Raw genomic sequence first — 25,549 nt, forward strand, 5'->3', positions numbered from 1 at the left:
TCAGGTGTCACACCCGGTCAACGACGCAGCCCCTCAACCGGACACACCACCGACGAATGAACCTGACCAAGCACTACTAGTACCCACCCCGCTGCGGCCGCTCCTCGTCGATGACCTGGGTCGAGGGCGGCACCACCACTCGCCTCCGCTTGGCGATGCTGCTGAACGTGGCGACGCCTATCAGCCCGACGATCATGAAGATGATGCCGACCAGGTCGAGGTTGACCCCCTGCATGTCCCAGTCGGTGGCGAACGTGAGGATGGCCCCCACGGCGATCAGAATGATGCACCCGCCCAGGCCCATGAGTGTTCCCTCCAAGTCCGGTCGGGTCGGCCGGTCGTTCCGGTCGTTCGGTCCTACCGGTCGACATCGGGTACCCGGACTGGGCGGTCAGTAACAGCCGTTGAGGGGCGGGTACGGGGGTCAGCCCTCCAGGAACGCCACCAGAGCGTTCGCCAGGAGGTAGGGGTCCTTCGCGCCGCACAGTTCACGGACGCTGTGCATCGACAGGATGGCGACGCCGATGTCGACGGTGCGGATGCCGTGGCGGGCGGCGGTGATGGGGCCGATGGTGGTGCCGCAGGGCATGGAGTTGTTGGAGACGAACGTCTGGAACGGCACACCGGCCTTCTCGCAGGCGGCGGCGAAGACGGCGCGGCCCGAACCGTCCGTGGCGTAACGGTTGTTGACGTTGACCTTGAGGAGTGGGCCGGCGTCCGCGCGCGGGTGGTGCGTCGGGTCGTGGCGCTCCGCGTAGTTGGGGTGGACGGCGTGCCCGGTGTCGGAGGAGAGACAGACCGTGCCGGCGAAGGCCCGCGCCCGGTCCTCGTAGGAGCCGCCGCGGGCGAAGACCGAGCGCTCCAGCACCCCGCCGAGCAGCGGGCCGTCCGCGCCGGTGTCGGACTGGGAGCCGTTCTCCTCGTGGTCGAAGGCGGCGAGGACGGGGATGTACGGGAGCGCGTCCCCGGAGCCGGCGACCGAGGCGAGCGCGGCCGTACCGGCGTGCACGGAGAGGAGGTTGTCCATGCGGGGACCGGCGAGCAGGTCGTTGTCGCGACCCAGGTACGCGGGGGGCTCGACGGAGTGGGTCATCAGGTCCCAGCCGGTGACCTCGCCCGCGGGCAGGCCCGCCTCCTCCTCCAGGAAGGCGATGAGATCGCCGTCGCGGACGTCGTCGCCGAGGCCCCAGACGGGCTGGAGATGACGCTGCTTGTCGAGCTTGAGGCCCTCGGAGGTGACCGTACGGTCGAGGTGGATGGCGAGTTGGGGGACGCGCAGGAGGGGTCTGTCGACGTTGACGAGGCGGCTGGTGCCGTCGCGCAGGGAGAGCCGGCCGGCGATGCCGAGGTCGCGGTCGAGCCAGGAGTTGAGCAGCGGGCCGCCGTAGATCTCGACGGCGATCTGGCGCCAGCCGTGCGCGCCGCTGTCGGGGCGGGGCTTGACCCGCAGGTTGGGGGAGTCGGTGTGGGCGCCGACGATGCGGAAGGGGGTGTGGGGGGCGGCGCCCTCCGGCACGTACCAGGCGATGATCGCGCCGCCGCGCAGCACGTACTTGCCGCCCAGCGATCCGTCCCACGCGTCGGTCTCCGAGACCTGTCGGAAGCCCGCCTTCTCCAGCCGTTCCGCGGCGCTCGCCACCGCGTGGTACGGGGAGGGGCTGCTTGTCAGGAAGGCCATGAGGTCGTCGGTGTGGCCGCGGTCGAAGCGTGGGGGTGTGCGCATGGGGTTCACCTTAACGACGTACGAGGGCCCGCTCCCGGGGGATGGGAGCGGGCCCTCGTGGTGAGTGCGCGGAGGAAGGGGCGCCGGACGGACGGGCAGGGTCCGTCCGGCGCCACGAGCGGGACGCGGCCGGGGAGAGGCTGTCCGGAACCCGTGCTTCGCGGGTCTAGAACGCCGACTCGTCCAGCTCCATCAGGTCCAGCTCGACACCCTCGGAGATCTTGCGGGCGAGGGTGACGCCCGGGAGGACGTTGGCCGCGAAGAACTTCGCCGCCGCGATCTTGCCGGTGTAGAAGGGCTTGTCCTTCGCGGAGGCCGTCTCCAGCTTCTCGGCGGCGACCGCGGCGCCCCTGAGGAGCAGGTAGCCGACGACCACGTCACCGGAGGCGAGCAGCAGACGGGTGGTGTTGAGGCCCACCTTGTAGATGTTCTTGACGTCCTGCTCGGTGGCGGCGAGGTCGGTCAGGAGGAGGCCGACCATGGACTCCAGCTCGACGGCGGCCTTGGCGAGGTGCTCACGGGCGCCGGCCAGCTGCTCGCCGCCCTCGCCGAGCGCCAGGAACTTCTTGATCTCCTCGGCGAGGGTGTTCAGCGCGGCGCCCTGGTTGCGGACGATCTTCCGGAAGAAGAAGTCCTGGCCCTGGATCGCGGTGGTGCCCTCGTACAGCGTGTCGATCTTGGCGTCGCGGATGTACTGCTCGATCGGGTACTCCTGCAGGAAGCCGGAGCCGCCGAAGGTCTGCAGCGACTGGGCGAGCTGCTCGTAGCCCTTCTCGGAGCCGTAGCCCTTGACGATGGGCAGCAGCAGGTCGTTCAGGGCCTCCAGGGCGGAGAAGTCCTCGCCCGCGGCCTCCTTGACCTGGATCTCGTCCTGGATGGAGGCCGTGTAGAGGACCAGCGAGCGCATGCCCTCCGCGTACGCCTTCTGCGTCATCAGCGAGCGGCGGATGTCGGGGTGGTGCGTGATGGTGACCTTGGGCGCGGTCTTGTCCATGAAGTTCGCCAGGTCGGTGCCCTGGACGCGCTCCTTGGCGTACTCCAGCGCGTTCAGGTAGCCCGTCGACAGCGTGGAGATCGCCTTCGTGCCGACCATCATGCGGGCGAACTCGATGATGCGGAACATCTGGCGGATGCCGTCGTGCTTGTCGCCGATCAGCCAGCCCTTGGCCGGGTGACGGTCGCCGAAGGTCATCTCGCAGGTGTTGGAGGCCTTGAGGCCCATCTTGTGCTCGACGTTGGTGGCGTAGGCGCCGTTTCGCTCGCCCAGCTCGCCGGTCTCGAAGTCGAAGAGGTACTTCGGGACGAGGAAGAGGGACAGGCCCTTGGTGCCGGGGCCGTGGCCCTCGGGGCGGGCGAGGACGTAGTGGAGGATGTTCTCCTCCATGTCGTGCTCACCGGAGGTGATGAAGCGCTTCACGCCCTCGATGTGCCAGGAGCCGTCCTCCTGCTGGATCGCCTTGGTGCGCCCGGCGCCCACGTCCGAGCCGGCGTCGGGCTCGGTGAGCACCATGGTCGAACCCCAGGTCCGCTCCACGGCGATCTGGGCGATCTTCTTCTGTACGTCGTTGCCCTCGTCGTAGAGGATGCCGGCGAACGCCGGGCCGGAGGCGTACATCCACACGGCCGGGTTCGCGCCGAGCAGCAGCTCCGCGTAGGACCAGATCAGGGAGCGCGGCGCGGTGGTGCCGCCGATCTCCTCGGGCAGGCCGAGCCGCCAGTACTCGGAGTCCATGAAGGCCTTGTAGCTCTTCTTGAACGAGGCCGGTACCGGAGCGGTGTTCGTCTCCGGGTCGAAGACCGGCGGGTTGCGGTCGGCATCCGTGAAGGACTCCGCCAGCTCGTTCTCGGCGAGACGGGCCAGCTCCTCCAGGATGCTCTTGGCCGTGTCCGTGTCCATCTCCGCGAACGGGCCGGTGCCGTACAGCTTGTCGCGCCCGAGCACCTCGAAGAGGTTGAACTCGATGTCGCGGAGATTCGACTTGTAGTGCCCCATGGCGACGGCTCCGTAAGAGAGATCGGCGAGGCACTGGATCCTCGCGCTAGTTCACATACCAACGAGTAGCTTCTATGTCGATGATGCTACCCATCGGTAATAAGAAGCAACCCCGAGCGGTCCATCTGTGACTGGTTACGCTTTGCCGCATGTACGGCTACGACCAGAGCGCCGGTTCCCAGCAGCAGTACGCCCCGCCGCCGCAGCAGCAGATGCCCGGGCAGATGCCCGGCGGCCAGATGGGGGGCGGTTACGGGCAGCAGGCACCGCTGTACCCGGAGCCGTCCCCGCCCTCCCTCGCGGACGCCGTGCGGGCCTTCACCACCGGGCAGCTGGCGGCGGAGGACTTCCAGCAGGTCTTCGCGACGTCCAAGGTGTACTGCCCGCGCGGTGACAACCCCGGGTTCCTGGCGCTGCACAACACGCAGCAGCCGGTGATCCCGATGTTCACCTCGCTCAAGGAGCTCCGCCGGTACGCGGGCAAGGAGTCCAAGTACTTCGTGATCACCGGTGCGGAGGTGATCGATCTGCTGCCGACCGGGTACGGCTTCGTCCTGGACATGGAGGGGGAGCACCGGATGGTGTTCGACGCGAAGGCCGTGGAGCAGATGGTGGAGTTCGCGATGCGGCGGATGTACGGGTAGCTCCGCCGGTCGGGCCGGGTCCGGGGCGGGGTGGCGGGTTGCGGTTCGTTGCGGGGTGCGGGTGGTCCGTGGTCGCTCGCGCGGTTCCCCGCGCCCCCTGGGTGGGCCGCCGCTGGCCCATGGGGTTTGCTGAACCGTTTCTTCCGGGCCTGTCGGTCCCCTACTGTTCGCCGGTGACCGAGATTGATCTCGCCGCTGGTCCTCCGTGGCCGGCGGCGTTCTGTTGCCCCGACCGCGAGGGAATGAGATGCGGGCTGTCTGCTGTTGGGACTGGCAGGAAGTTCAATAGTCAACTAAACTGAGCGCACAAGGAGGTACCGACATGCCCGCAGTGACCGTCGAGAACCCGCTGACCCTGCCCCGTGTCGCCGCACCGACCGACGCGGTGGCCCGTCCGGTGCTCACCGTGACGACCGCGCCCAGTGGTTTCGAGGGCGAGGGCTTCCCGGTCCGCCGTGCGTTCGCCGGGATCAACTACCGCCACCTCGACCCGTTCATCATGATGGACCAGATGGGTGAGGTGGACTACGCGCCGGGAGAGCCGAAGGGCACCCCCTGGCACCCCCACCGCGGCTTCGAGACCGTCACCTACATCATCGACGGGATCTTCGACCACCAGGACAGCCAGGGCGGTGGCGGCACCATCACCAACGGCGACACCCAGTGGATGACGGCCGGCTCGGGCCTCCTCCACATCGAGGCGCCGCCGGAGTCCCTCGTCATGTCCGGCGGTCTCTTCCACGGCATCCAGCTGTGGGTGAACCTCCCGGCCAGGGACAAGATGATGGCCCCGAGGTACCAGGACATCCGCGGCGGTCAGGTCCAGCTGCTCACCACACCCGACGGCGGCGCGCTCCTGCGCGTCATCGCCGGTGAGCTGGACGGCCACGAGGGGCCGGGCATCACCCACACCCCGATCACCCTGCTCCACGCGACCGTCGCGCCGGGCGCGGAGATCACCCTGCCGTGGCGCGAGGACTTCAACGCCCTCGCGTACGTCCTCGGCGGGCGCGGCACCGTCGGTGCGGACCGGCGTCCGATCCAGCTCGGCCAGACGGCGGTCTTCGGCGCGGGCTCCTCGATCACCTTCCGTGCGGACGAGCAGCAGGACTCCAACGCCCCCGACCTGGAGATCGTGCTCCTCGGCGGGCAGCCGATCCGTGAGCCCATGGCCCACTACGGCCCGTTCGTCATGAACACCCGCGACGAGCTGCAGCAGGCGTTCGAGGACTTCCAGAAGGGGCGGCTGGGGACGATCCCGGCGGTTCACGGGATGACCCCCGAAGGCCTGTAGGTCCGCGGCGAAGCTCAGGAAAGCCCCGTCCGCACGTCACACGTGGACGGGGCTTTCTTCCGCGCGTTCCGTACTCGGTGGAGCGTGCGCCGCCAAAGGTGGCGAAGGCGGCAAAGGCTGCCCATCTTCTCCGATCGGGCTACGGGAAGTGGTCCGGGTTCACTGCCTTTCGGGTGATCATGACCACCCGAAAATGACTGGATCGGTCATCTTCCCCCCACGTAGGTTCTGGCATGTACACCCGGTCGGCTGACCTCCGGAACGGGTGGCTCTCAGGGGGAGATCAGTACTCGGATCACGCCTTGGCCTGTGGCCAGGGCGTGATTCGGTGTGCCCGCTGCCCTCGCCGTACGAACAGGGGAACGGGGAGAGAAGACATGGGCAGAGTGCTTGATGACAGGGGATTCCGCCGCCCGGACGCCCCCGGATCCCCGGTCGCTTGAGTAGCCATGCTCCGCTGCCTCTGATATCCCGCATGGCCGTCACGGCCGTCACGGCCGTCACGGCCGTCACCACTGCCTGCTCGGCGGCTGTGGCCGTGGTGCGGCGTCTGCCGCTCTGGGCGGTCCCGACGGGGTGGACTCTCGCGCTCGGCCTGTGGGGGCTGTCCCGGCAGCACACCGTGTGGCGGGACGAGGCGGCGACCTGGCAGGTGGCGCGGCGGTCGGCCGCCGACATCTGGCACATGCTGGGGCAGGTCGATGTCGTCCACGGGTTCTACTACCTGCTGATGCACGGTCTCTTCGAGTGCTTCGGACCCGGCACGACGACCCTGCGGCTGCCCTCGGTGCTGGCCATGGCGGTCGCGGCCGCCTGTGTGACGGTCATCGGCCGCCGACTGGCCGAGGCCTGGGCGGGCCTGGGGGGCGGACTGGCGTTCGGGCTGCTGCCGGCCGTGCAGTTCCATCTCCAGGAGGGCCGCCCGTACGCGCTGATCGCGGCGGGCGCGGGCATCTCGACGCTGCTGCTGGTCACCGTGCTCCAGCGGGAGCGGGGCGGCCGAGGGGGGCACCGGGCGGGCTGCTGGGCGGGGTACGGGGCCGCGATCCTGGTGTGCGGGCTGTTGAACTGGCTGTCGTTGCTGATCGTGCCCGCGCATGCGGCGACCCTGGCGTGGACGGGGGCGTCGCGGGCGGCATGGGCACGCTGGGCGGCGGCCTCGGTGGTCGCGACGGCGAGTGTCCTGCCGTTGGTCCTGTTCAGCCGGCGGCAGTCCGGCCAGGTGTCCTGGATACCGCCGCTGACCTGGCACATGATGATCGGCCCGGCGATTGTGCTGACGATCGGCGGCCTCGGAGCCCTGCTGAACCGGCCGCGGGCGGGGCGGCTGTCGGTGGCGGCCGTCGCACTGCCGCTGTTGGCGGTGCCGCAGGTCGGTCTGCTCGGCCTCTCCCTGTTCCGCCCCCTGTTCCTGGAACGCTACGTCCTCTTCAGCATGCTCGGGCTGGCGCTTCTGATCGGGGCGGCCCTGAGCGTGGCGGTAGGGGCCGTCCGGCCGCGGTTCCCGAGGGCGTCGACGTGGCTCGTCCCGGTGGTGGTCGCCGTCGCGGTGGTGGCGCTGTTGCCGCAGTCGCTGGCCAAACGGTCCCCCGCCAGCCGCGTCGACGACGTCCTCGCGACCGCCGAGGACGTGCGACGCCTGAAGCAGCCCGGCGACGCGGTGCTCTTCGCGCCGTCGGCCCGGCGCGACACCGCGCTGGTCTCCCCCGACGACTTCGCCGGGCTGCGGGACATCGCGCTGGCGCGGAGTCCCACGCTGTCCGGGACGCTGAAGGGGGTGGAGGCGGATCCGGCCCGGATACGGGCCGCGATGCTGGCGGAGCGGCGCATCCTGCTGATCACCGACGCGCCCGGCGTGGCCCGGCCGCTGACGGGGGGACGGGACGAGGTGAAGGCCGCCGTGCTGAAGAGGTACTTCACCGTGGTGGCGGACGAGCGGACCCATGGGCGGCGGCTGATCGTGTACGAGCGGCTCTGACCGGGGTGGTGCGCCGCCTATGGGGGCGGTGAGGGTGACGTCTGACGCGTTCGGCGGCGGCGGTCGCTGGACTCCGGTACGGTGCGACGAGGCCCGAAGCCGCAACTTCGATTTGCGACTTCGGGCCTGTCTCATGAGGGCTCCGCCACGGCTCTATGCCAGGACGTAGACCGGTGCCCCGTCCGGGGTGCAGCCCGTCTGCCGGACGCATCCCCGCTTGACGAGCATCCTGAGGCAGTCGTTGACGCGTTCCTGGGGCAGCCCCGTACGGGTGGAGATGTCCTCCATGCGGTAGCGGGCCTCGCCGCGTACGAGCGCCGGGGTGAGGTAGGCCGCGACCGCGTGGATGTCCTCCGTGACCACGAGGTTCTTCGCCTTCCACGTGGCGAGGAGGTCCTGAGGGGTCAACTCCGGTTCCGGGGTGGGGTGGGGGCGATCGGCCGGGTGCCTGAGGGTGGCGGCGATGTCCTGCAGAGCGTCGGCCATGACGCTCTGGCTGCGGTTGATCTGGCGAAGCAGGTCGTTCCGCTCTTCCTGGAACGCCGTCAGCATCTCGTCCGCCCGGATGTTCCGCTCTTCGAGCCGGACGATGGCGTCGGCCACTTGCTGGGGCATGGCGTAGGCGGTGCCGCCGGTGGGGGCGGGTTGTACGGGGGCGCGTTCGAGGGTGTAGGAGCCGTCGCGCTGGATGGTGGCGATGACTTCGGAGACCCACGTCTTGAAGGGAGCGCATTCGGGCTTGGCGCAACCGTTGACGAGTGCGATAAGCCCGCGCAGGTTCACCATTTTCATCGACTTTTGCAGCCTGTGAGCTGCAAGTTTGCGTGAGGCGTCTACTGCATAGACACCCTGTGCAATCTCCTCCAGCCGCCTTGTGCAGTCCGGTGCAACGTGCCAGATGAGTGCCTGGCGCGTGTTTGCGTAGCCCAGGTCCGTGGCCACGTCCGCCGCCACGAACCAGTGTTCCCCGTCCGGGGTCGTCAGCCTCCGCATTCGTGCCCCCGTCACCGCGAACACGAAGTCGTTGATGTCGATCGCGTCCTGGTGTGCCGTCGGTTCTTCCGGCGGCGTGTTGTTCTGCTCGTGCATCGAGCATCACCTCCGCTCTGGAAGCTAGGCAGGTGGAGGTGCGACTCGTGTCCGTAGCAAGGAGGTTCACCCGATCGTGGGTGGAGTGATCGATTCTGCTGCGTTCGGGGGGCGGGATTCACGGGAGTTTTCGCTCTCGCCGTCTCTCGTGAGGCCTGTGACCTGCGAGTTTGTGCAGAGTGTGCGCTGTATAGACGCCTCGTGCAAACTCGGCGCTTCACCTCGTCCCGGTGGCACGGCCGTTCGGGGCGTGGTCCGCTGGGCGGGTGCAGTTGCTCCCTGAAGCCGTGCGTCGTGTGGCCGCGTGGTGTGCCGTCGTGCTGCTCGTCGCCGGAGTCGGGTACGTCGGTGTCCGGCTGTGCGTGGAGTTCCGGACCGCGGTGACGCCGGTGCTGCTCGCCCTGTTGGGGACCGCGTTGCTCGGGCCGTTGCACCGGAGGCTGGTCAGGGCGCGGGTGCAACGGTCGGTGGCGGCGGGGCTCACGTGTGTGGCCGTGGTCGGGGTCGTCGGCGGGGCCGTGTACATCGTGGTCGCGGCGCTGATCGAAACAGGGGACCAGATCGTCGCCTCGCTGCGGAACGCGGCCGACGATCTCGCGTCGCATCTCGGGGCGGCCGGGACCTCGCTCGACGATCTGGCCGCCAACGCGAAGGAACTGCTCACCAGGTTCGGGGGGACGGCGGCGTCCAATGTCATCAGTGGGGTGAGTGTCGTCGGGGAGGCCGTCGCCATGGCCGTACTCGCGTTGTTCCTCGTCTTCTTCTTTCTGCGGGACTCCCATCGGGCCGTGGACACGATCCGGGCGCTGTCGCCGCGTGGCGGCGCGGACACGGTCGAGGCGATCGCGCGGCGGGCCTTCGAGGGGGTCGAGGGGTTCATGCGGGGGACGACGCTCATCGCGTTCATCGACGCGGTCTGTATCACGGTCGGGCTGCTGATCCTGGATGTGCCGGGGGCGGTCGGGCTCGGTGCGCTCGTCTTCGTGGGGGCGTACATCCCCTATCTCGGCGCGTTCGTCTCGGGGGCCGTGGCGGTGCTGGTCGCGCTCGCGGACCGGGGGGCCGTGATCGCGTCGTGGGTTCTCGGGGTGGTGCTCGCGGTGCAGGTGCTGGAAGGGCATGTGCTCATGCCGATGATCCAGAGCCGGACCGTGCAGATGCATCCGGCGGTCGTGATGCTCGCGATCACGGCGGGGGCGTCGGTGGCCGGGGTGCTCGGCATGTTGCTCGCGGTGCCGCTGACGGCGGCCGCGTTCGGGGTGGCGCATGAGCTGAGGGGGCGGTACGCGGCCGAGGGGGGCGGGTCCGAGGCGGCTGGGTGATGGCGAGGCCGCGGGGCGGTGAGGGCCGGCCGCGCGGTTCCCGGCCCCCTCGGCCGCGTACCGGCCAGTGGCGCGGCAGGCAGCGTTTGCCCGTGAAGGGGCGTCGCGACGGGGCGAACGTTGCCTGCCGCGGCACTAGTTCAGCGACCTCCCGTTCGAGCCGTCCGGCGGTGCCGTTTCGTACAGCTCGAACCAGATGCTCTTGCCGTCGCCGCGGGGGTCCACGCCCCACGCGTCCGCGAGCACGTCCATGAGGACCAGGCCGCGGCCGGACGAGGCGAGTTCGCCGGGGTGGCGTTTGTGGGGGAGGTCGTCGCTGGCGTCGGTGACCTCGATGCGCATCCGGCGCTTGCCGCCGTCGCCGGTCATCTCGGCGATGAGGAGGGCGTCGGCGTCCGTGTGGACGAGGACGTTGGTGAGCATCTCGGAGACCAGGAGGACCGCGGAGTCGACCTGGTCGCCGCAGCTCCAGTCGTGGAGCAGTTCGCGTACCTGCTGGCGGGCTCCGGCGATGCGTTCGGGCTCCGCCTGGGCGACGGTCAGCGCGGTGCGGCGAACGGGCGGCCGTACGGCGGTGGCGTCTCCGTAGCCGCGCCCCTCGCTCTCCCGGCACAGCAGCAGCATCGCTATGTCGTCCTCCCGCCGGTCGGCGAGCGGGCCGGGAGTGTGGTGGGACGAAGGGCCGTGCACCCCTTGGACCAGCGCGTCGGCCAACGCCTCCAGCCGGCCCGGCGCCAGGCCGCCCGGCTCGGGGCGGCGAGCGGGTGCGAGGGCGGTCGGCTCAGGGTTGCTCGGCGTGAGGTCGCCGTGCTCCGCGCCGCCTGCCGCGAGCGCATCCGCTGCCACTTCCGGGCGACCCGTTTCGACGTGACCCGGCTCGGGGCCGCGTGCTTCGTCGCCGCCCGCTTCCCGCCCGCCCGGCCGCGGACCACCGATGGCCGGGTCACCTGCATCCGGGCCACCTGCATCCGGGCCACCTGTGCCCGGACCGTCAACAGCCGGGCCTCCCGCACCCGACCCCCCGGCACCCTCTCCCTCGTGCGGGCCCGCGTCGAAGGACTCCAGGATCGTACGGATGCGGCGCCAGCCCGTGTCGAGGTCGTGGCCGCCTGTTTCGATGAGGCCGTCGGTGCACAGGAGCATGGTCTCGCCGGGTTCGAGGACGAGGCGGGTGGTGGGGTAGTCGGCGTCGGGGTCGATGCCGAGGGGGAGGCCGCCCGGGGTCGGGCGGACGAGGACCGTGCCGTCGGCCATGCGGATCACCGGGTCGGGGTGCCCGGCGCGGGCGATGTCGAGTACGCCGGACACCGGGTCGACCTCGACGTAGAGACAGGTCGCGAAGCGCAGGTCGGTGAAGTCGGCGGCGGAGTCGTTGGTGACGCCGTGCAGGAAGCGGGAGGCGCGGGAGAGGACGGCGTCCGGGGGGTGTCCCTCGGAGGCGTAGGCGCGCAGGGCTATGCGGAGCTGGCCCATGAGGCCGGCGGCGCGTACGTCGTGGCCCTGGACGTCGCCGATGACCAGGGCGAAGCGGCCTCCCCCAGACTTCGTCCGGGAGGTGCCCCCAGGCAGGGCGATCATGTCGTACCAGTCGCCGCCGACCTGGAGTCCGCCGCCGGTCGGGACGTAGCGTGCGGCGACGGTCATGCCCGGTATCTCGGGGCCCAGGGTGGGGAGCATCGTGCGCTGGAGGCCGTCGGTCAGCTCGCGTTCGGTCTCGGCGGCGCCCGCGCGGGAGAGGGCCTGGGCGAGCATGCGGGCGACGGTGGTCAGCACCGAGCGCTCGTCGGGGGTGAAGGTGACGGGGTGGGTGAAGCCCGCCAGCCACGCGCCCATCGTGCGGCCGGCGACGGTCAGCGGCAGGAACGCCCACGACTGGCGGGCGAACTGTTCGGCGAGCGGCCAGGCCGTGGGATAGCGCGCCTTGTAGTCCTCGGGGGAGGAGAGATAGACGGCGCGGCCGGTGCGGACCACCTCGGCGGCCGGATAGTCCGTCTCCAACGGCATGTGGGTGAAGGGGCCCTCGGCGCCCTGGTTGTGCCCGTGGTGCCCGATGACGGTGAGGCGGTCGGCCTCCACCCCGAACACGGCGAGCCCGTCCGGGGAGAAGCCGGGCATCGCCAGGCCCGCCGCGACCCGCAGCACCTCCGCCGTGGACCGTGCCTCGGCCAGTGCCCGGCCCGCGTCCAGCAGGAACGCCTCGCGCGAGCGCCGCCAGTCGCCGGTGACGGACGGGGCGCGGGCGGCGGTCTCCGGTGAGGGCTCGGTGACCTCCTGGATGGTGCCGATCAGCTCGAAGGACTTGCGTACCGGGTCGAACGTGGGCTTGGAACGGCTGCGGACCGTGCGGATCACACGGCCCCGGTCGTCCATGACCCGGATCCGTACCTCGGCGAGGGTGTCCTCGGCGACGGCGAGCTGCACGACCGACACGATCTCGTTCCAGTCGACGGGGTGCAGACGTGCCCGTGCCCCGGCCTGGCTGAGCGTTGTCGGCTTCGCGGACAGCCCCATGAGGCGGGCGGCTTCGGCGTCCAGCGTGACGGTTCCGGCAGCGCTGTCCCAGGTCCACAGTCCCGTCGCTAGGGCGGACAGGACGTCCCCCACAGTGGGCGGGGGCTCACCAGTGCGCATTGACCCACTCTAAGAACAGCTGATCGGACCGTGCCACCGAAGCTGTGCCGGGCACCGGGCGGAACCGGAGGCCATGACAAGTAACCACGACCGGCGGCGACGGAGGTGACGGCAATCGACGCTAGCGACAGTAACCGCTTACGGTCCTGCCCATGGCTATGACCGTGCGTATCCGGTCAGCGTCACGGCGGTCGTCGGGCCGGGGTCCTGCCGCGCGGTTCCGTCCGTGATAAATGGTGGGGAGGTGATCTCGGGGTGGCCGGTACCCTTGGGCTTGTTTCACGTGCCCTTGGGTTTGTTTCACGTGAAACATCGGCCGTGAAACACCGGCCGTGAGGCACCCGCCAAGATCCCCGATCAGCGAAGGCTGGATGAACGACGATGCATCGGTACAGGTCCCACACCTGCGGCGAGCTCCGCGCCTCTGACGTCGGCACCGACGTCCGGCTGAGCGGCTGGCTGCACAATCGGCGCGACCTGGGCGGCATCCTCTTCATCGATCTCCGCGATCACTACGGCATCACGCAGCTGGTGGCCCGTCCGGGCACCCCGGCCTACGAGGCGCTGGACAGGATCTCCAAGGAGTCGACCGTCCGCGTCGACGGCAAGGTCGTCTCGCGAGGCACGGAGAACGTCAACCCGGACCTGCCCTCCGGTGAGATCGAGGTCGAGGTCGGCGAGGTCGAGCTGCTCGGCGCGGCCGCCCCGCTCCCCTTCACGATCAACGCCGAGGACGGGGTCAACGAGGAGCGGCGTCTGGAGTACCGCTTCCTCGACCTGCGCCGCGAGCGCATGCACCGCAACATCATGCTGCGTACGGCCGTGATCAGCGCCATCCGTCACAAGATGACGGCCCTCGGCTTCAACGAGATGGCGACCCCGATCCTGTCCGCCACCTCCCCCGAGGGCGCCCGCGACTTCGTCGTGCCGTCGCGCCTCAACCCGGGCAAGTTCTACGCCCTCCCCCAGGCTCCGCAGCAGTTCAAGCAGCTGCTGATGATCTCGGGCTTCGACCGGTACTTCCAGATCGCGCCCTGCTTCCGTGACGAGGACGCGCGCGCGGACCGTTCGCCGGGCGAGTTCTACCAGCTCGACGTGGAGATGTCCTTCGTCGAGCAGGAGGACGTGTTCCAGCCCATCGAGAAGCTCATGACCGAGCTGTTCGAGGAGTTCGGCAAGGGCCGTCACGTCACCTCGCCCTTCCCGCGCATCCCGTTCCGCGAGGCGATGCTCAAGTACGGCTCCGACAAGCCGGACCTGCGGGCCCAGCTGGAGCTGGTGGACATCACCGATGTCTTCGAGGGCTCGGAGTTCAAGGCGTTCGCCGGCAAGCACGTGCGCGCGCTCGCCGTGCCGGACGTCTCCGCCCAGCCGCGCAAGTTCTTCGACCAGCTCGGTGAGTACGCGATCGAGCAGGGCGCGAAGGGCCTGGCCTGGGTGCGGGTCGCCGAGGACGGTTCGCTGTCCGGCCCGATCGCCAAGTTCCTCACCGAGGAGAACGTCGCCGAGCTGACCAAGCGCCTGTCGCTGGCCGCCGGCCACGCGGTGTTCTTCGGCGCGGGCGAGTTCGACGAGGTCTCGAAGATCATGGGCGCGGTGCGGGTCGAGGCCGCCAAGCGTGCCGGGCATTTCGAGGAGGGCGTCTTCCGGTTCTGCTGGATCGTCGACTTCCCGATGTACGAGAAGGACGAGGAGACCGGCAAGATCGACTTCTCGCACAACCCCTTCTCCATGCCGCAGGGCGGCCTTGAGGCCCTGGAGACGCAGGACCCGCTGGACATCCTCGGCTGGCAGTACGACATCGTCTGCAACGGCGTCGAGCTGTCCTCCGGCGCGATCCGGAACCACGAGCCCGAGATCATGCTCAAGGCCTTCGAGATCGCGGGCTACGAGCGGGACACCGTCGAGGAGCAGTTCGCGGGCATGCTGCGCGCCTTCCGCTTCGGCGCCCCGCCGCACGGCGGTATCGCGCCGGGTGTCGACCGCATCGTCATGCTCCTCGCCGACGAGCCGAACATCCGCGAGACCATCGCCTTCCCGCTCAACGGCAACGCCCAGGACCTGATGATGGGCGCGCCGACCGAGCTGGAGGAGACGCGGCTGCGCGAACTGCACCTGTCGGTGCGAAAGCCGCAGCCGAAGTAGTGAATTGAGTAAGGCAAGCCTCAGTGGGGCTTGAAAGGGAAGGGTCCTGAAGTCGCCCGTCGATTTCAGGACCCTTTCCCGTGTGCGGGGGAAAGCAGCTGTTCTCTCAGCTCGTTGACAGGCTTCCTATCTAACTTCCCGGCGCATGACAGCGAATGAACAGGATCAGCGGGACGAGCGGAATCAGCGGGACGAGCAGGATCAGTGGGACGAGCAGGATCAGTGGGACGAGCAGGATCAGCAGTCGACGGCCGCCGGTGACCTGACGCGCCGCAAGGTCGTCGTGGCCGGCGCGGGTACCGTCGCGGCGGTGGGCCTGGGCGGTGCCATGGCGGCGAACGCCTTCGCCGGTGAGCGGAGAAGAGAACCCGGCGGTCGCGCTCCGGCCGCGGAGGAGTGCTACCTGCTGACGACGGAGACCACCGAGGGCCCGTACTACATCGACGCGGACAAGCTCCGCCGGGACGTCACCGAGGACCGGGAGGGGATCCCGCTCCTGCTCCGCCTCAAGGTGATCGACGCCGAGACGTGCCGACCGGTCCGCAACGCGGCCGTCGACATCTGGCACTGCGACGCGGCCGGTGTCTACTCCGGCTACGAGGACATGGGCAACGGCGGTGGCGGCCCGGCCCCCACCGGCGAACCCCCGACCGGCGACCCCTCCGGCCCGCCCCCGGGCGGTGGTCACCAGGAGCCGACGGACGACTCCCGCTATCTGCGCGGCACCTGGCGCACGGACCGGCAGGGCTTCGTCACCTTCAAGACCGTCTTCCCGGGCTGGTACCGGGGCCGCTGTGTGCACATCCACACCAAGGTGCACGTCAACGGCGAGTGGACGGACGCGGGCTATGGGGGCGGCACCACCTGCCACACCGGCCAGTTCTTCTTCGACGAGGAGTCCGTCCTCGCCTCAGCGGTCGTGGAGCCGTACGCGTCCAACACCGACGACCGTACGACGCTCGACGAGGACACGATCTACGACGGCAGCGGCACCCGGGGCGGTCTGCTGAAGCTCCGCTACGACACGCGGGACATCGCCAGGGGCGTCCGGGCCTCGCTCACGGTCGGCGTGGATCCGGAGGCGACCAACGACGGGACGGGGATGCCGCCGCAGCCGAGCGCCTCGGGGTCACCGTCGGCGGGCTAGAGCATAAGTAAGGCACCCTGGCCCGATTCTTTGTCGAAAAGGGGCCCGAAATAGACGGCGATTTCGGGCCCCTTTTCCCTCCGCGCGAGAATCCGCACGGGAATGCGGGGCAAACCACAGCCCTTTCCTACGGCTCTGACAGTCTGCCTCCCTAATTTCCTGGCCATGACGGGAAACCAGACCGGAAACGAGAAGGCCCAGGGGCCGAGGCACAAGCGGGACCTGACGCGCCGCAAGGTGGTCGTGGCGGGCGCGGGCGCCGTGGCCGCCGTGGGCGTGGGCGGAGCGGTGGTCGCGACCGCGAGCGCGGGTACGAACAAGAAGGGGAGCGCGAAGCCCCTCGCCTCCACGAGCGCGAGCGCCGGCGAGGAGTGCTACAAGCTCACCTCGGAGACCACCGAGGGCCCGTACTACATCGACGCGGACAAGCTCCGCAAGGACATCACCGAGGACAAGGAGGGCATCCCCCTCACCCTCCGCCTCAAGGTGATCGACTCCGAGACCTGCAAGCCGATCCGCAACGCGGCCGTCGACATCTGGCACTGTGACGCGCTGGGTCTCTACTCGGGCTACGAGAGCTTCTCCGAGGGGGGCGGCACCGCCCCCACCGACGCCCCCTCGGGTACCCCCACGGACGTACCGTCCGGCACCCCGACCGGAGAGCCCCCGTCCGGCGGCGGTGGAGGTGGCGGTCAGCACGAGGAGCCGACCAGCGACACCCGCTATCTGCGCGGCACCTGGAAGACCGACAAGCAGGGCTTCGTCATCTTCGAGACGATCTTCCCGGGCTGGTACCGGGGCCGCTGTGTGCACGTCCACACCAAGGTGCACGTCAACGGCGAGTGGACCGACGCCGGTTACGAGGGCGGCACCACCTGCCACACCGGCCAGTTCTTCTTCGACGAGGAGTCCGTGCTCGCGTCCGCCGAGGTCGAGCCGTACTCGACCTCCACGACCGAGCGAACGACCCTCGACGACGACACCATCTACGACGGCAGCGGCGTCCAGGGCGGTCTGCTCAAGCTGAAGTACAAGAAGAAGGACGACATCGCCAAGGGTGTCGTCGGCTCCATCACGGTCGGCGTCGACCCGGAGGCCACGAACACCGGCACGGACGACTCCGTCCAGCCGGACGCGTCGGACCCGGCGTCGGAGTCCGCCTCGGCGAGCTGATCCCGGCCGGCGCACGCCGAAGGCCCGGAGCCCCTCCCCCTTGGGTTCCGGGCCTTCGGCGTGCGCTCGCGCCGGCCTCGGGTGCCCGCTTGGGAAGTCATCAGGGGACGCACAGGGTTCTCGTCGGACGATCACAGCGGGAGGGGGTGTGATGGGACGTACCGGGCGGGGAACCCGTACGAGCCGTACGGGACGTGACAGCCGTACGGACGGAGAAGGCCGTACGGCACGAACAGGCCGTGCGGGACGGAACGTCGGAATGCAGGAGGAGGCCATGAAGCTGGCCGTGCTGGTGGCAGTGTTGCTGGTCGTCGGGGCGGTGGTCGCGATCGTCGCGCAGCGGCGGTCGGTGGACGGACCCGGACCGTCGTCCGACCTGGACGCGGAGGCCGATGCCAACCGGTGGGTCGTCCGGCTGGGCGGCAGCCTGGCCGGCATCGACGTCCGGGCGCAGGCCGGGGCGGGCGGCAGCGCGGCCGAGTCCCTGACCGACGCCACCGAACGTCTCCGCGCCGCCCGCGCCCAGCTGACCCGGGCCCGCACGTCCGACGAGTACGCGCAGGTCACGCGCACCGCGGTCGAGGGTCTGCGCCATGTCGGGGCTGCCCGTACGGCGCTGGGCATGGACACGGGGCCGGGCGCGGGACCGGCCGAGGGCGTGGGGCCGGGGGCGAACGGTCAGGCCGAGGTGCCGGCGGCGTCGGAGGTCCGGACGGCGACCAGAAGGCCGCTCGACCAGGCCAGCCGGGTCGTCCGGAAGTCGGAGCGACCCTCCAGAACCGCGAGCAGGTCGGTCACCGCGGCCTCGTGACCCTCCGGCCATCCGGGGACGGGCGTCAGGTCGTCGACGACATACGCGCCGCCGGGCGCCACGAGTTCCAGGGCGGCGTCGAGGTGGGTGAACTTGCCGGGCCAGGTGTCCGCGAAGACCAGGTCGAAGGGGACGCCGTCGTACTCGTCCAGCCAGCGTCCGCCGTCCCCGGTGACGAAGGTGATCCGTTCGTCGCCGATGAACCGCTCACGGGCGGCGGCCTGTACGGAGTCGTCGAGTTCGACGGTGACCAGGGTCGTCTTCGCGTCCATTCCACTGAGGAGCCAGGCGGTGCCTTCGCCGACGCCGGTTCCGAGTTCGAGGATCCGGCCGCCGGGGCGGGTGGCGGCGAGGGTGGCGAGCAGGCTGCCGGTGCGTGGTTCGCACGACATGGTGAACCCGGCGCTGCGGGCTGCCTCCTGCAACTCGGTGAGGGAGGAGGGGAGTTGGCTGAGCCTGGGAAAGTCGTCCATACGACGGATTCTGCGAGCGAGGGGGCGGGGGCCTCAACCTGTTTGTTCGCGACCGCCGGCCCCTGGTGTTCGGAACCGCCGGCCCCTGGTGTTCGGAACTGCAGCCTCCTGGGTTCGGAACTTCGGGCCTCCTGCCCGCGTCGTACTGATCATGACCACGCCGACCACCCCCACGCCCGCCCCCACACCTGCCCCGGTCCTCGCCCCCGCGACGCTCGGCGAGGAGATCCTCCTTCTCTCCCTCGACGACACCACGGGTGAGGCACGGCTCCCCCTGCGGACGCCCTACGCGATCGCGGCGGCGGCCCTGCTGGAGCGGTCGCTGTCGGAAGACCCGGCCGACGCGGTGCTTCCCGACGACGCCGGGAAGTGGATCTACGCGCACAGCACGAAGGAGTACGAGAGGGCGCTGCGGGGCGTGGTGGACAAGGGCCTGATCCGTGAGGAGAAGCGCCGTGTCCTCCTCGTCTTCCGCACCACCCGCTACCCGGAGGCCGACGGCACGGTGGAGTCCGCGTTGCGCGGGCGCCTGGCGGAGGTGGTCCTGGAGGGCGTCGAACCGGACCCCCGCACCGCCGCCCTGATCTCCCTCCTCCACCACGGCGACCTGCACACCCTCGCCTTCCCGGACGCCGACTCCGAGGAGTCCCCGGCCAGGCGGCGGATGACCGAGATCGCCGAACGCCACTGGGCCGACCCCGCGCTGCGCCGCATGGCCGAGACCGCGGCGGCCACGGCGGCGGCCCTCACGGCGGCGACGATGGCGACGACCGTGGTCGTGATCATGACACTGACCTGACCTGACCTGACCTGACCTGACCTGACCTGACCTGACCTGACCCGAGCCGGCCGCCCCGTCGGTCCCGGCGGCGGTCGTCGTGGACGCGGTGGCTCCGGGCGACGTGGAGAGGTCCGCTCACTCGGGGTCCTCCGGTGGGGATGCCAGGGCCTCCTCCTCCAGGAGGCGTTCGGCGATGTCGTCGGCCCAGGCCTGGGCCCATCGGCGCAGTCCCAGGACGGCTTCGGTGTCCAGGCCGTGGCGGGCGAACTCCCGGTCGTCGAGCCACTCGGTGCCCTCCAGGCGGGACTGGAGGTCGGTGAGATCGAACGTGGTGGACGTGGCGGAGGTGTGGCGGCGGGCCAGTTCCTCCAGTTCGACGACGGTCCAGTGGGCGGTGGCCGCGTGCACGGCGATCAGGTCGCGGGCCGAGCCCCGGTCGGCCACGGCCCGGACCTTCGTGCCGACCACGTCCTCCAGGGAGAGGGCGGGGCCCAGCGGTGTTCGGACCGGCGGGTGCCACAGGGTTTCCTTGAGGAGGTCGAGGGTGCGTTCCTCCGCCGTCGTGGGGTCGGTGACCAGGAGGCGGGCGGAGAGCGGGGCCGTCTCCACCGAGTGCACCAGCCAGCCGCGTTCCGCGAGGCCCACCCGGACCGTGGCGGCGATCTGCTCCATCGGGGCCGCGTGCTCCGTCGCCACCTCCAGGTCCCGGCCGGGTGGCCGCGCCTCGATCAGTCCGTGCGCCTGTGCCGCGTGGTCGCCGGTGAGAGCGAGGGCGTACGGGGCGCCGATGCTCAGCACGTCGACGAGGAACCGGCGGAGCTGCTCGGGGAGGTCGTTCATGTGCGGGGTCGAGGGCTGGTCGTTCGCGGGTGAACCCGGGGGGAGGTCGCTCACGTGCCGGCCTCGGGGGCGGTGGGGAGTGACGGGGGTGGTGGGGCCATGGAGGGATTATCACGGCCCCTGACGTCTTTCCCCGGCCTTTCCCCGGTCAGTACGGCCGTCGGCCCAGCCAGTTGCCCGGTGGATCGAAGTTGGCCACCACATAGGTCCAGCCGTCCCCGCACCTGGCCCTGGCCGCGCCGACGCGTGTCGAGGTGCGCCAGACCAGCTGGGTGTAGTGGAGGCACTCCCGGTCGTTCACACAGGAGTTGGAGGGGCGGTCGTAGTCGGACTTCTCGTCGAGCCACAGGCGGGCCGCGTCCGACAGGGAGTAGCGGGGGTCGGAACCCCGGGCCAGGTTCTCGCCGTACCGGCTGTTCGAGTGGATGAGCTCGCAGTCCGCGACCCGCACCCTCGCCCAGTGGCGGGCGTGCGCGGCCACGGACTCGTCCCAGACCAGCGGGGGGACCCCGACGTCAGCTCGCGCCTTGTTGACGACCGTCAGGAAGCCGCTGATCTCCGGTGGCCGTGGCCGTGGCCGCGCCGTCGGCGTCACCGCCCCGGCGGCGCTCACCCCGGCCGCCGTCACCGTGACCGCCTCCACGACCGTGGGCCGGGGACCGACCGCCCGAGCCGCCCCCGGAGCGAGCGCCAGCGTCACCGCCGCGGCCACCGCAGCCATTGTCCGCGCCCTGTCCCGTCGCACCACTCGTGCCTCCCCCTGCTCCAACTTCCTTACCGGCGCTGCCACTTGTAAGGGAGTGCGGCAGCCGACCGGGGGCGACGGGAGCACCTGCCACCCCATCGGGGGAATCGGCGCAGGTCCAGGTTTCAGGCCGATGCGATCAGTAATCTTGAAACATCACATACTCGCGGGTCTCCGTAGTCGTTTCGCAAGAAAGGGCCGAAGTAGGACGGTTCACCGGCCGTTGGTCTTCAACACTTCTCAAGTTCAGTTAAGGGGAGGCAAAGCCGGCTCAAAGGTTCACCCTGGATTGTCTTTTGACATGGACCAGACCCTTCTCGTGGTCGCCGACCTGGCCGCCATCTCCGTACTGACCTTCGCGGTCTACTTCCCGCGCCACCACCGCCGGGACCTCATCGCCGCCTTCCTCGGCGTCAACGTCGGTGTCCTCGCGGTGGCGATGACGCTCAGCTCCTCGTCGGTCGGCATCGGCCTCGGGATGGGGCTGTTCGGCGTTCTGTCGATCATCCGGCTGCGGTCCAACGAGATCGCCCATCACGAGATCGCCTACTACTTCTCCGCGCTCGCGCTCGGCCTGCTGGCCGGACTGCCGGAGGAGGTCAACGTCCTCTCGGCCCTCCTCATGGCGCTGATCGTCGCCACGCTGTACGTCGGCGACCACCCGAGGCTCTTCGGCCGCTACCGGCAGCGCAGCCTGCGGCTCGACGCCGCCTACACCGACGAGGACGCCCTGCGCGCGTACCTCGAAGTGCTGCTGGGCGGGCGGGTGGTGAACCTGTCCGTGCAGAGCGTCGACCTGGTCAACGACATGACCCTGGTCGACGTCCGGTACGTCGTCACCGGCGAGGGACCGCGCGTGCGCAAGGAGGCCGGCACCCGGGTCGGGCAGGCGCAGGCGCAGGCGCAGGGACAAGGGGTCCGGGCGTGACGGCGCTGGAACCCCTGGCCCCCGTGGTGGGGGCGCTGCGCCCCATCGGCCTCGACGAACTCGTCGACCGTGCCGAGCTGCTGACCCGCCTGGACCGCAAGTACATGCTGCCCCTCACCGACCTTCCCTTCGTGCTCGGCGGGCTGGACGAGGACGTGCAGGTACTGGAGGTCGACGGCGAGCGGCAGTTCGCGTACCGCTCCGTGTACTTCGACACCCCGGACATGGACGGCTATCTGGGTGCGGCCCGCCGTCGGCGACGCCGTTTCAAGCTGCGGATCCGCACGTACCTGGGGTCCGGGCAGCACTTCCTGGAGGTCAAGACGCGCGGCCCGCGCGGCACCACCGTGAAACAGCGCGTTCCATACGACGGTGAGCCTGGGCGGCTGGGCCCCGAGGCACGCGCGTACGCCGACGACGTCCTCGGCGAGGCGGGCATCGACGCGCGGGAGTTCCGCCTGGTGCCCACGCTCACCACCCGCTACCGCCGCACCACCCTCTTCCTGCCGGGCAGCGGCAGCCGGGTCACCGTCGACACCGACCTGACCTGGGCACTGCCCGACGGCACCGAACTGCGCACCCCCGAGCGGACCATCGTCGAGACCAAGGCCGGGCGCGCGGGCTCCGGCGCCGACCGGCTGCTGTGGTCGCTCAAGCACCGGCCCTGCCCGGTCTCCAAGTACGGCACCGGGCTCGCCGCGCTCCGGCCCGACCTGCCCGCCCACCGCTGGCTGCCCGTTCTGCGGCGCCACTTCCCCACCGCACCTGCACTGAACGGGAGCCCCGCATGAACATCCGTATGAACACGTGGAAGAGAAGGGCACGGGGGGTCCGTACGAAGGCGGTCGCCGCCCTCGCCTCCGTCGTCCTCGCGACCGCCGCGCTGGCCGGCTGCTCCTCCGGGAGCGACTCCGGCTCGGCGTCGTCCGACGCGTCGTCGAGTGCGAGCGCGGCGGCGGCCGTGGACGGGACGCAGGACGCGGCGGCCGTTCTCGCCGACAACGAGGACACGCACGCCGAGGACGGCGACACGGAGTACGAGAAGTCGGAGGCCGTCTCCATCGAGCTGAAGGGTGACTCCGCCTCCGCCGACGGCAAGGGAGTGGACGTCGACGGGTCCACCGTCACCGTCACCTCCAGCGGCACGTATCTGCTGAGCGGGTCCCTCGACGACGGGCGCATCGTGGTCACCGCCCCCGAGGCGACCGTCAAGCTGGTCCTCGACGGGGTCGACATCTCCAGCTCCTCCGGGTCGGCGATCGCCGCGACCGAGGCGGAGCGGCTCGTGGTCGTTCTCGCGGACGGCAGCGAGAACAAGCTGAGCGACACGGACTCCTACGCCGACGACGCCGAGGCGAACGCCGCCCTGTACAGCGCGGGCGACCTGACGATCGGCGGCAGCGGCTCGCTGACCGTGAAGGGGAACGGCAACGACGCGATCGCCGGCAAGGACGGCCTGGTCGTCGAGGGCGGGAACATCACCGTCGAGGCCGCCGACGACGGCATCCGGGGCAAGGACTACCTGGTGGTCACCGGCGGCTCGGTCACCGTGACGGCGAAGGGCGACGGACTCAAGTCCGACAACGCGGAGGAGGAGGACGCGGGTTACATCGCCGTCTCGGGCGGCACGGTCTCCGTCACCGCGAACGGGGACGCCGTGGACGCCGCGACCGACCTCGTCGTCACCGGCGGCGAACTGACCGTGAAGAGCCAGGCCTCCGACGACACCTCCGCACACGGCCTGAAGTCCGGCGTGATCACGGTGCTGGAGGGCGGCACGGTCGACGTGAACGCCTCCGCCGACGCCCTGCACGGCGACGCGGCCGTCCACCTCGACGGCGCCGACGTCACCCTCGCGGCCGGAGACGACGGCATCCACGCCGAGGGCGACCTCGTCATCAGCGAGGGCACGCTGAACATCACCGGCTCCAACGAGGGCCTGGAGGGCAAGGACATCCTCGTCCGGGGCGGCACCTCGAACGTCACCTCCGACGACGACGGCGTCAACGCCTCCGGCAGCGAGGCGACTTCCGAGGAGGACGCGCAGGGCGGCGGCCCCGGTGGCGGCGGTCCCGGCGGGGGCGGTGGTGGCGAGAACGTCGGAGACTACTCCGCCAAGGTCACCGGCGGCACCCTGGTCCTCAACTCCCAGGGCGACGGCTTCGACTCCAACGGCACCGCCGAGATCACCGGCGGCACGATCGTCGTCAACGGCCCCGAGATGGGCGGCAATGGAGCGCTCGACGTCAACGGCAGCTTCACCGTCAGCGGCGGCACGCTCCTCGCCGCGGGCAGCGCGGGCATGGTCGTCGCCCCGGACGAGGGATCGGAACAGGGCTGGCTGTCGGCGACCCTGGACGCGTCGGTCGAGGCGGGCACGACCCTGCACATCGTCGACGCGGACGGGAAGGTCGTGGCGTCGTACGTCACCTCGAAGACCATCCAGAACGTCGTGTACTCGGGTGAGTCGATCAAGAGCGGCGAGAAGTACACGGTGTACTCCGGCGGCTCCACCTCCGGCACCGACACCGGCGGCCTCGCCGGGTCCGGCAAGCTCGGCTCGGCGAAGAGGATCGCCACGGTCACGGCGGGCGAGGCACCGGAGGGCGGCGGCTTCGGGGGCGGTCCGGGCGGGGGGGGGGGCCGGGGCTGAGGGCTGAACGGAGGCCCGACAGCCACGCGATCATTCTGGCCGTCCGATGTCGCCCGGCGCAGCAACGGGGCGACACCGGCCTGTTGACCGGACTACGGGACGACACGCCGGGCGGGAGCGCATTCCCGCTCGGGCGTCGACGGCTTCTACGACTGGGCGGTGGCGTGGGACCGGCGCTTTGCCAGGATGCGCTGGTTCCCGCCCGGAGCCGGCCGGTGGTCAGCCCAGTGCGGGGCGGGTGCGGCGTGCGGTGTGTGCGGGCCGCCCGACTGCGGCGTACCAGACCAGGGCCGCACATATGAAGGCCGTCGCCGCGGAGACCAGTGACCTTGTGAGGGTGTCGTTCCGTGCGGCGGAAACGAGGGCGATGGCCAGTGCCGGCGTCAGGGTGATGACGGGCAGCGCACGGGGGCTCTGCGTGGCGCCTGGCGCGGCGGCCGGCGGCAGCAGCCAGGTCGCGAGGCCGTAACAGGCACAGGCCAGGAGTGCGGCCCCCAGTACTTCGCTGGGCCGGTGGCCGCCGTTGGTCGCGCTGTAGGCGGCGATGCAGGCGAGCCACAGCACACCGGCCGTGGCGGCATAGGGGCGGATGCGCGGTGAAACCACCAGGACGGCGGCAAGAGTCAGCGCGGCGGGGATGACCGTGTGCCCGCTGGGGAAACCCTGATCAAGGAGATTCTCGGGCGCGCCCACCAGATCGGGGCGGGGCAGGATGGTCGATTTGAGCACGTCCTGGCTTCCAGCCGTGAGAATGACGACCCCGAGCGCCGCGCACCCCTGCCGCCAGCACCGCCGCACCAGGGTGAGGACCACGATGACGGCCAGGCCCACCATCAGGGTGGGCTTGGCGCTCAATTCCAGCGGCGGCAGGGGCGTCGAGCCGTATTCCGCTCCTGACAAGGGGTAGAGCCATACATCTTCAGGGTTGTCTCCACCGAGATCAAACCAGGCGTTCTCAGCTCGTTGCCCCCACGGGGTGCAGATGGCGAGCAGATAGACCGTCAGGAACCCCAGGGTGTACAGCAGAGCCGGCATCCACGGCCGTGCCGTACGCGACGGGCCGAGGCCGTCGGGGGCCTCGGGGGCCTGCCTCGAGGCTCCCGGACGGTCCACGGGCAGGATCGGAGAATCGCTCTGAGTCATCGCTCTGTTTCTTCCGTTGGGGGGATTTCGGCCACA

At 70.3% G+C, this 25,549-nt stretch carries 20 protein-coding genes; 11 read left to right on the top strand and 9 right to left on the bottom strand.

Annotated features, from left to right (window positions below):
* Positions 1-76: 76 nt before the first annotated feature.
* The 3 genes from AWZ10_RS31290 to AWZ10_RS31300 form a co-directional block, all read right to left on the bottom strand.
* Complete coding sequence (locus tag AWZ10_RS31290) at positions 77-304, bottom strand: DUF6458 family protein (protein ID WP_046706369.1); 228 nt, start codon at positions 302-304, stop codon at positions 77-79.
* 120 nt (positions 305-424) lie between these two features.
* Complete coding sequence (locus tag AWZ10_RS31295; protein ID WP_046706370.1) at positions 425-1,723, bottom strand: M18 family aminopeptidase; 1,299 nt, start codon at positions 1,721-1,723, stop codon at positions 425-427.
* Between the two features lie 166 nt (positions 1,724-1,889).
* A complete protein-coding gene (locus AWZ10_RS31300) occupies positions 1,890-3,716 on the bottom strand; it encodes an acyl-CoA dehydrogenase (protein WP_060892636.1) in 1,827 nt (608 codons plus the stop codon).
* Between the two features lie 149 nt (positions 3,717-3,865).
* On the opposite strand from AWZ10_RS31300, the gene AWZ10_RS31305 reads away from it, so the two are divergent.
* The 3 genes from AWZ10_RS31305 (at position 3,866) to AWZ10_RS31315 (ending at position 7,632) form a co-directional block, all read left to right on the top strand.
* Positions 3,866-4,360, top strand: coding sequence for an SseB family protein (locus AWZ10_RS31305; RefSeq protein ID WP_037689809.1), 495 nt, complete (start codon positions 3,866-3,868; stop codon positions 4,358-4,360).
* Between the two features lie 322 nt (positions 4,361-4,682).
* A complete protein-coding gene (locus AWZ10_RS31310) occupies positions 4,683-5,654 on the top strand; it encodes a pirin family protein (protein ID WP_037689811.1) in 972 nt (323 codons plus the stop codon).
* Positions 5,655-6,129: 475 nt separating this feature from the next.
* The gene (locus tag AWZ10_RS31315; RefSeq protein WP_244172602.1) at positions 6,130-7,632 is read left to right on the top strand and encodes a hypothetical protein; all 1,503 of its coding nucleotides are present in this window, start codon (positions 6,130-6,132) and stop codon (positions 7,630-7,632) included.
* A gap of 153 nt (positions 7,633-7,785) precedes the next feature.
* On the opposite strand, the gene AWZ10_RS31320 is transcribed toward AWZ10_RS31315, so the two are convergent.
* Positions 7,786-8,721 carry a BRO-N domain-containing protein gene (locus AWZ10_RS31320; protein ID WP_060892637.1) on the bottom strand — a complete coding sequence of 312 codons (936 nt, stop codon included), beginning with the start codon at positions 8,719-8,721 and terminating at the stop codon, positions 7,786-7,788.
* 266 nt (positions 8,722-8,987) lie between these two features.
* Between AWZ10_RS31320 and AWZ10_RS31325 the strand changes: the two genes are divergently transcribed.
* Positions 8,988-10,043: an AI-2E family transporter gene (locus AWZ10_RS31325; RefSeq protein ID WP_046706631.1), complete on the top strand. Its 1,056-nt coding sequence runs from the start codon at positions 8,988-8,990 to the stop codon at positions 10,041-10,043.
* Positions 10,044-10,178: 135 nt separating this feature from the next.
* Here the strand turns inward: AWZ10_RS31325 and AWZ10_RS31330 are convergent, their stop codons facing one another.
* Positions 10,179-12,674, bottom strand: a complete 2,496-nt coding sequence (locus AWZ10_RS31330; protein WP_244172603.1) for a SpoIIE family protein phosphatase — start codon at positions 12,672-12,674, stop codon at positions 10,179-10,181.
* Positions 12,675-13,055: 381 nt separating this feature from the next.
* Here AWZ10_RS31330 and aspS point away from each other — a divergent pair, with 381 nt between their 5' ends.
* From aspS to AWZ10_RS31345, 3 genes are all read left to right on the top strand, one after another.
* On the top strand, positions 13,056-14,819 hold the full coding sequence (gene aspS, locus AWZ10_RS31335; protein WP_046706629.1) for an aspartate--tRNA ligase: 1,764 nt from the start codon (positions 13,056-13,058) through the stop codon (positions 14,817-14,819).
* Between the two features lie 262 nt (positions 14,820-15,081).
* A complete protein-coding gene (locus AWZ10_RS31340; protein ID WP_060892653.1) occupies positions 15,082-15,966 on the top strand; it encodes an intradiol ring-cleavage dioxygenase in 885 nt (294 codons plus the stop codon).
* Positions 15,967-16,131: 165 nt separating this feature from the next.
* Complete coding sequence (locus AWZ10_RS31345) at positions 16,132-17,139, top strand: intradiol ring-cleavage dioxygenase (protein WP_046710034.1); 1,008 nt, start codon at positions 16,132-16,134, stop codon at positions 17,137-17,139.
* A gap of 678 nt (positions 17,140-17,817) precedes the next feature.
* Here AWZ10_RS31345 and AWZ10_RS31350 read toward each other — a convergent pair.
* Complete coding sequence (locus AWZ10_RS31350; RefSeq protein WP_046710033.1) at positions 17,818-18,423, bottom strand: O-methyltransferase; 606 nt, start codon at positions 18,421-18,423, stop codon at positions 17,818-17,820.
* Between the two features lie 151 nt (positions 18,424-18,574).
* Between AWZ10_RS31350 and AWZ10_RS31355 the strand changes: the two genes are divergently transcribed.
* On the top strand, positions 18,575-19,222 hold the full coding sequence (locus AWZ10_RS31355) for a GOLPH3/VPS74 family protein (RefSeq protein WP_060892639.1): 648 nt from the start codon (positions 18,575-18,577) through the stop codon (positions 19,220-19,222).
* A gap of 117 nt (positions 19,223-19,339) precedes the next feature.
* On the opposite strand, the gene AWZ10_RS31360 is transcribed toward AWZ10_RS31355, so the two are convergent.
* Together AWZ10_RS31360 and AWZ10_RS31365 are read right to left on the bottom strand one after the other, a co-directional pair.
* Positions 19,340-20,044: a hypothetical protein gene (locus tag AWZ10_RS31360; protein ID WP_046709713.1), complete on the bottom strand. Its 705-nt coding sequence runs from the start codon at positions 20,042-20,044 to the stop codon at positions 19,340-19,342.
* Between the two features lie 148 nt (positions 20,045-20,192).
* Positions 20,193-20,765 (bottom strand): pathogenesis-related family 1 protein, encoded by a 573-nt coding sequence (locus tag AWZ10_RS31365; RefSeq protein ID WP_079104507.1) that lies wholly within the window; start codon positions 20,763-20,765, stop codon positions 20,193-20,195.
* Between the two features lie 325 nt (positions 20,766-21,090).
* On the opposite strand from AWZ10_RS31365, the gene AWZ10_RS31370 reads away from it, so the two are divergent.
* Genes AWZ10_RS31370 through AWZ10_RS55245 form a run of 3 tightly spaced genes read left to right on the top strand, consistent with a single transcriptional unit; the run spans position 21,091 to position 24,370 of the window.
* Complete coding sequence (locus AWZ10_RS31370) at positions 21,091-21,717, top strand: DUF4956 domain-containing protein (RefSeq protein ID WP_060892640.1); 627 nt, start codon at positions 21,091-21,093, stop codon at positions 21,715-21,717.
* The gene (locus AWZ10_RS31375) at positions 21,714-22,508 is read left to right on the top strand and encodes a VTC domain-containing protein (RefSeq protein ID WP_046709855.1); all 795 of its coding nucleotides are present in this window, start codon (positions 21,714-21,716) and stop codon (positions 22,506-22,508) included. The genes AWZ10_RS31370 and AWZ10_RS31375 overlap by 4 nt, the downstream gene beginning before the upstream one ends.
* Positions 22,505-24,370, top strand: coding sequence for a carbohydrate-binding domain-containing protein (locus tag AWZ10_RS55245; protein ID WP_079104508.1), 1,866 nt, complete (start codon positions 22,505-22,507; stop codon positions 24,368-24,370). The genes AWZ10_RS31375 and AWZ10_RS55245 overlap by 4 nt, the downstream gene beginning before the upstream one ends.
* 219 nt (positions 24,371-24,589) lie before the next feature.
* Here the strand turns inward: AWZ10_RS55245 and AWZ10_RS31385 are convergent, their stop codons facing one another.
* Complete coding sequence (locus AWZ10_RS31385; protein WP_060892641.1) at positions 24,590-25,513, bottom strand: phosphatase PAP2 family protein; 924 nt, start codon at positions 25,511-25,513, stop codon at positions 24,590-24,592.
* Positions 25,514-25,549 lie beyond the last annotated feature (36 nt).

This window comes from Streptomyces europaeiscabiei, from assembly GCF_001550375.1.
In the GTDB taxonomy this organism is placed as follows: domain Bacteria; phylum Actinomycetota; class Actinomycetes; order Streptomycetales; family Streptomycetaceae; genus Streptomyces; species Streptomyces europaeiscabiei.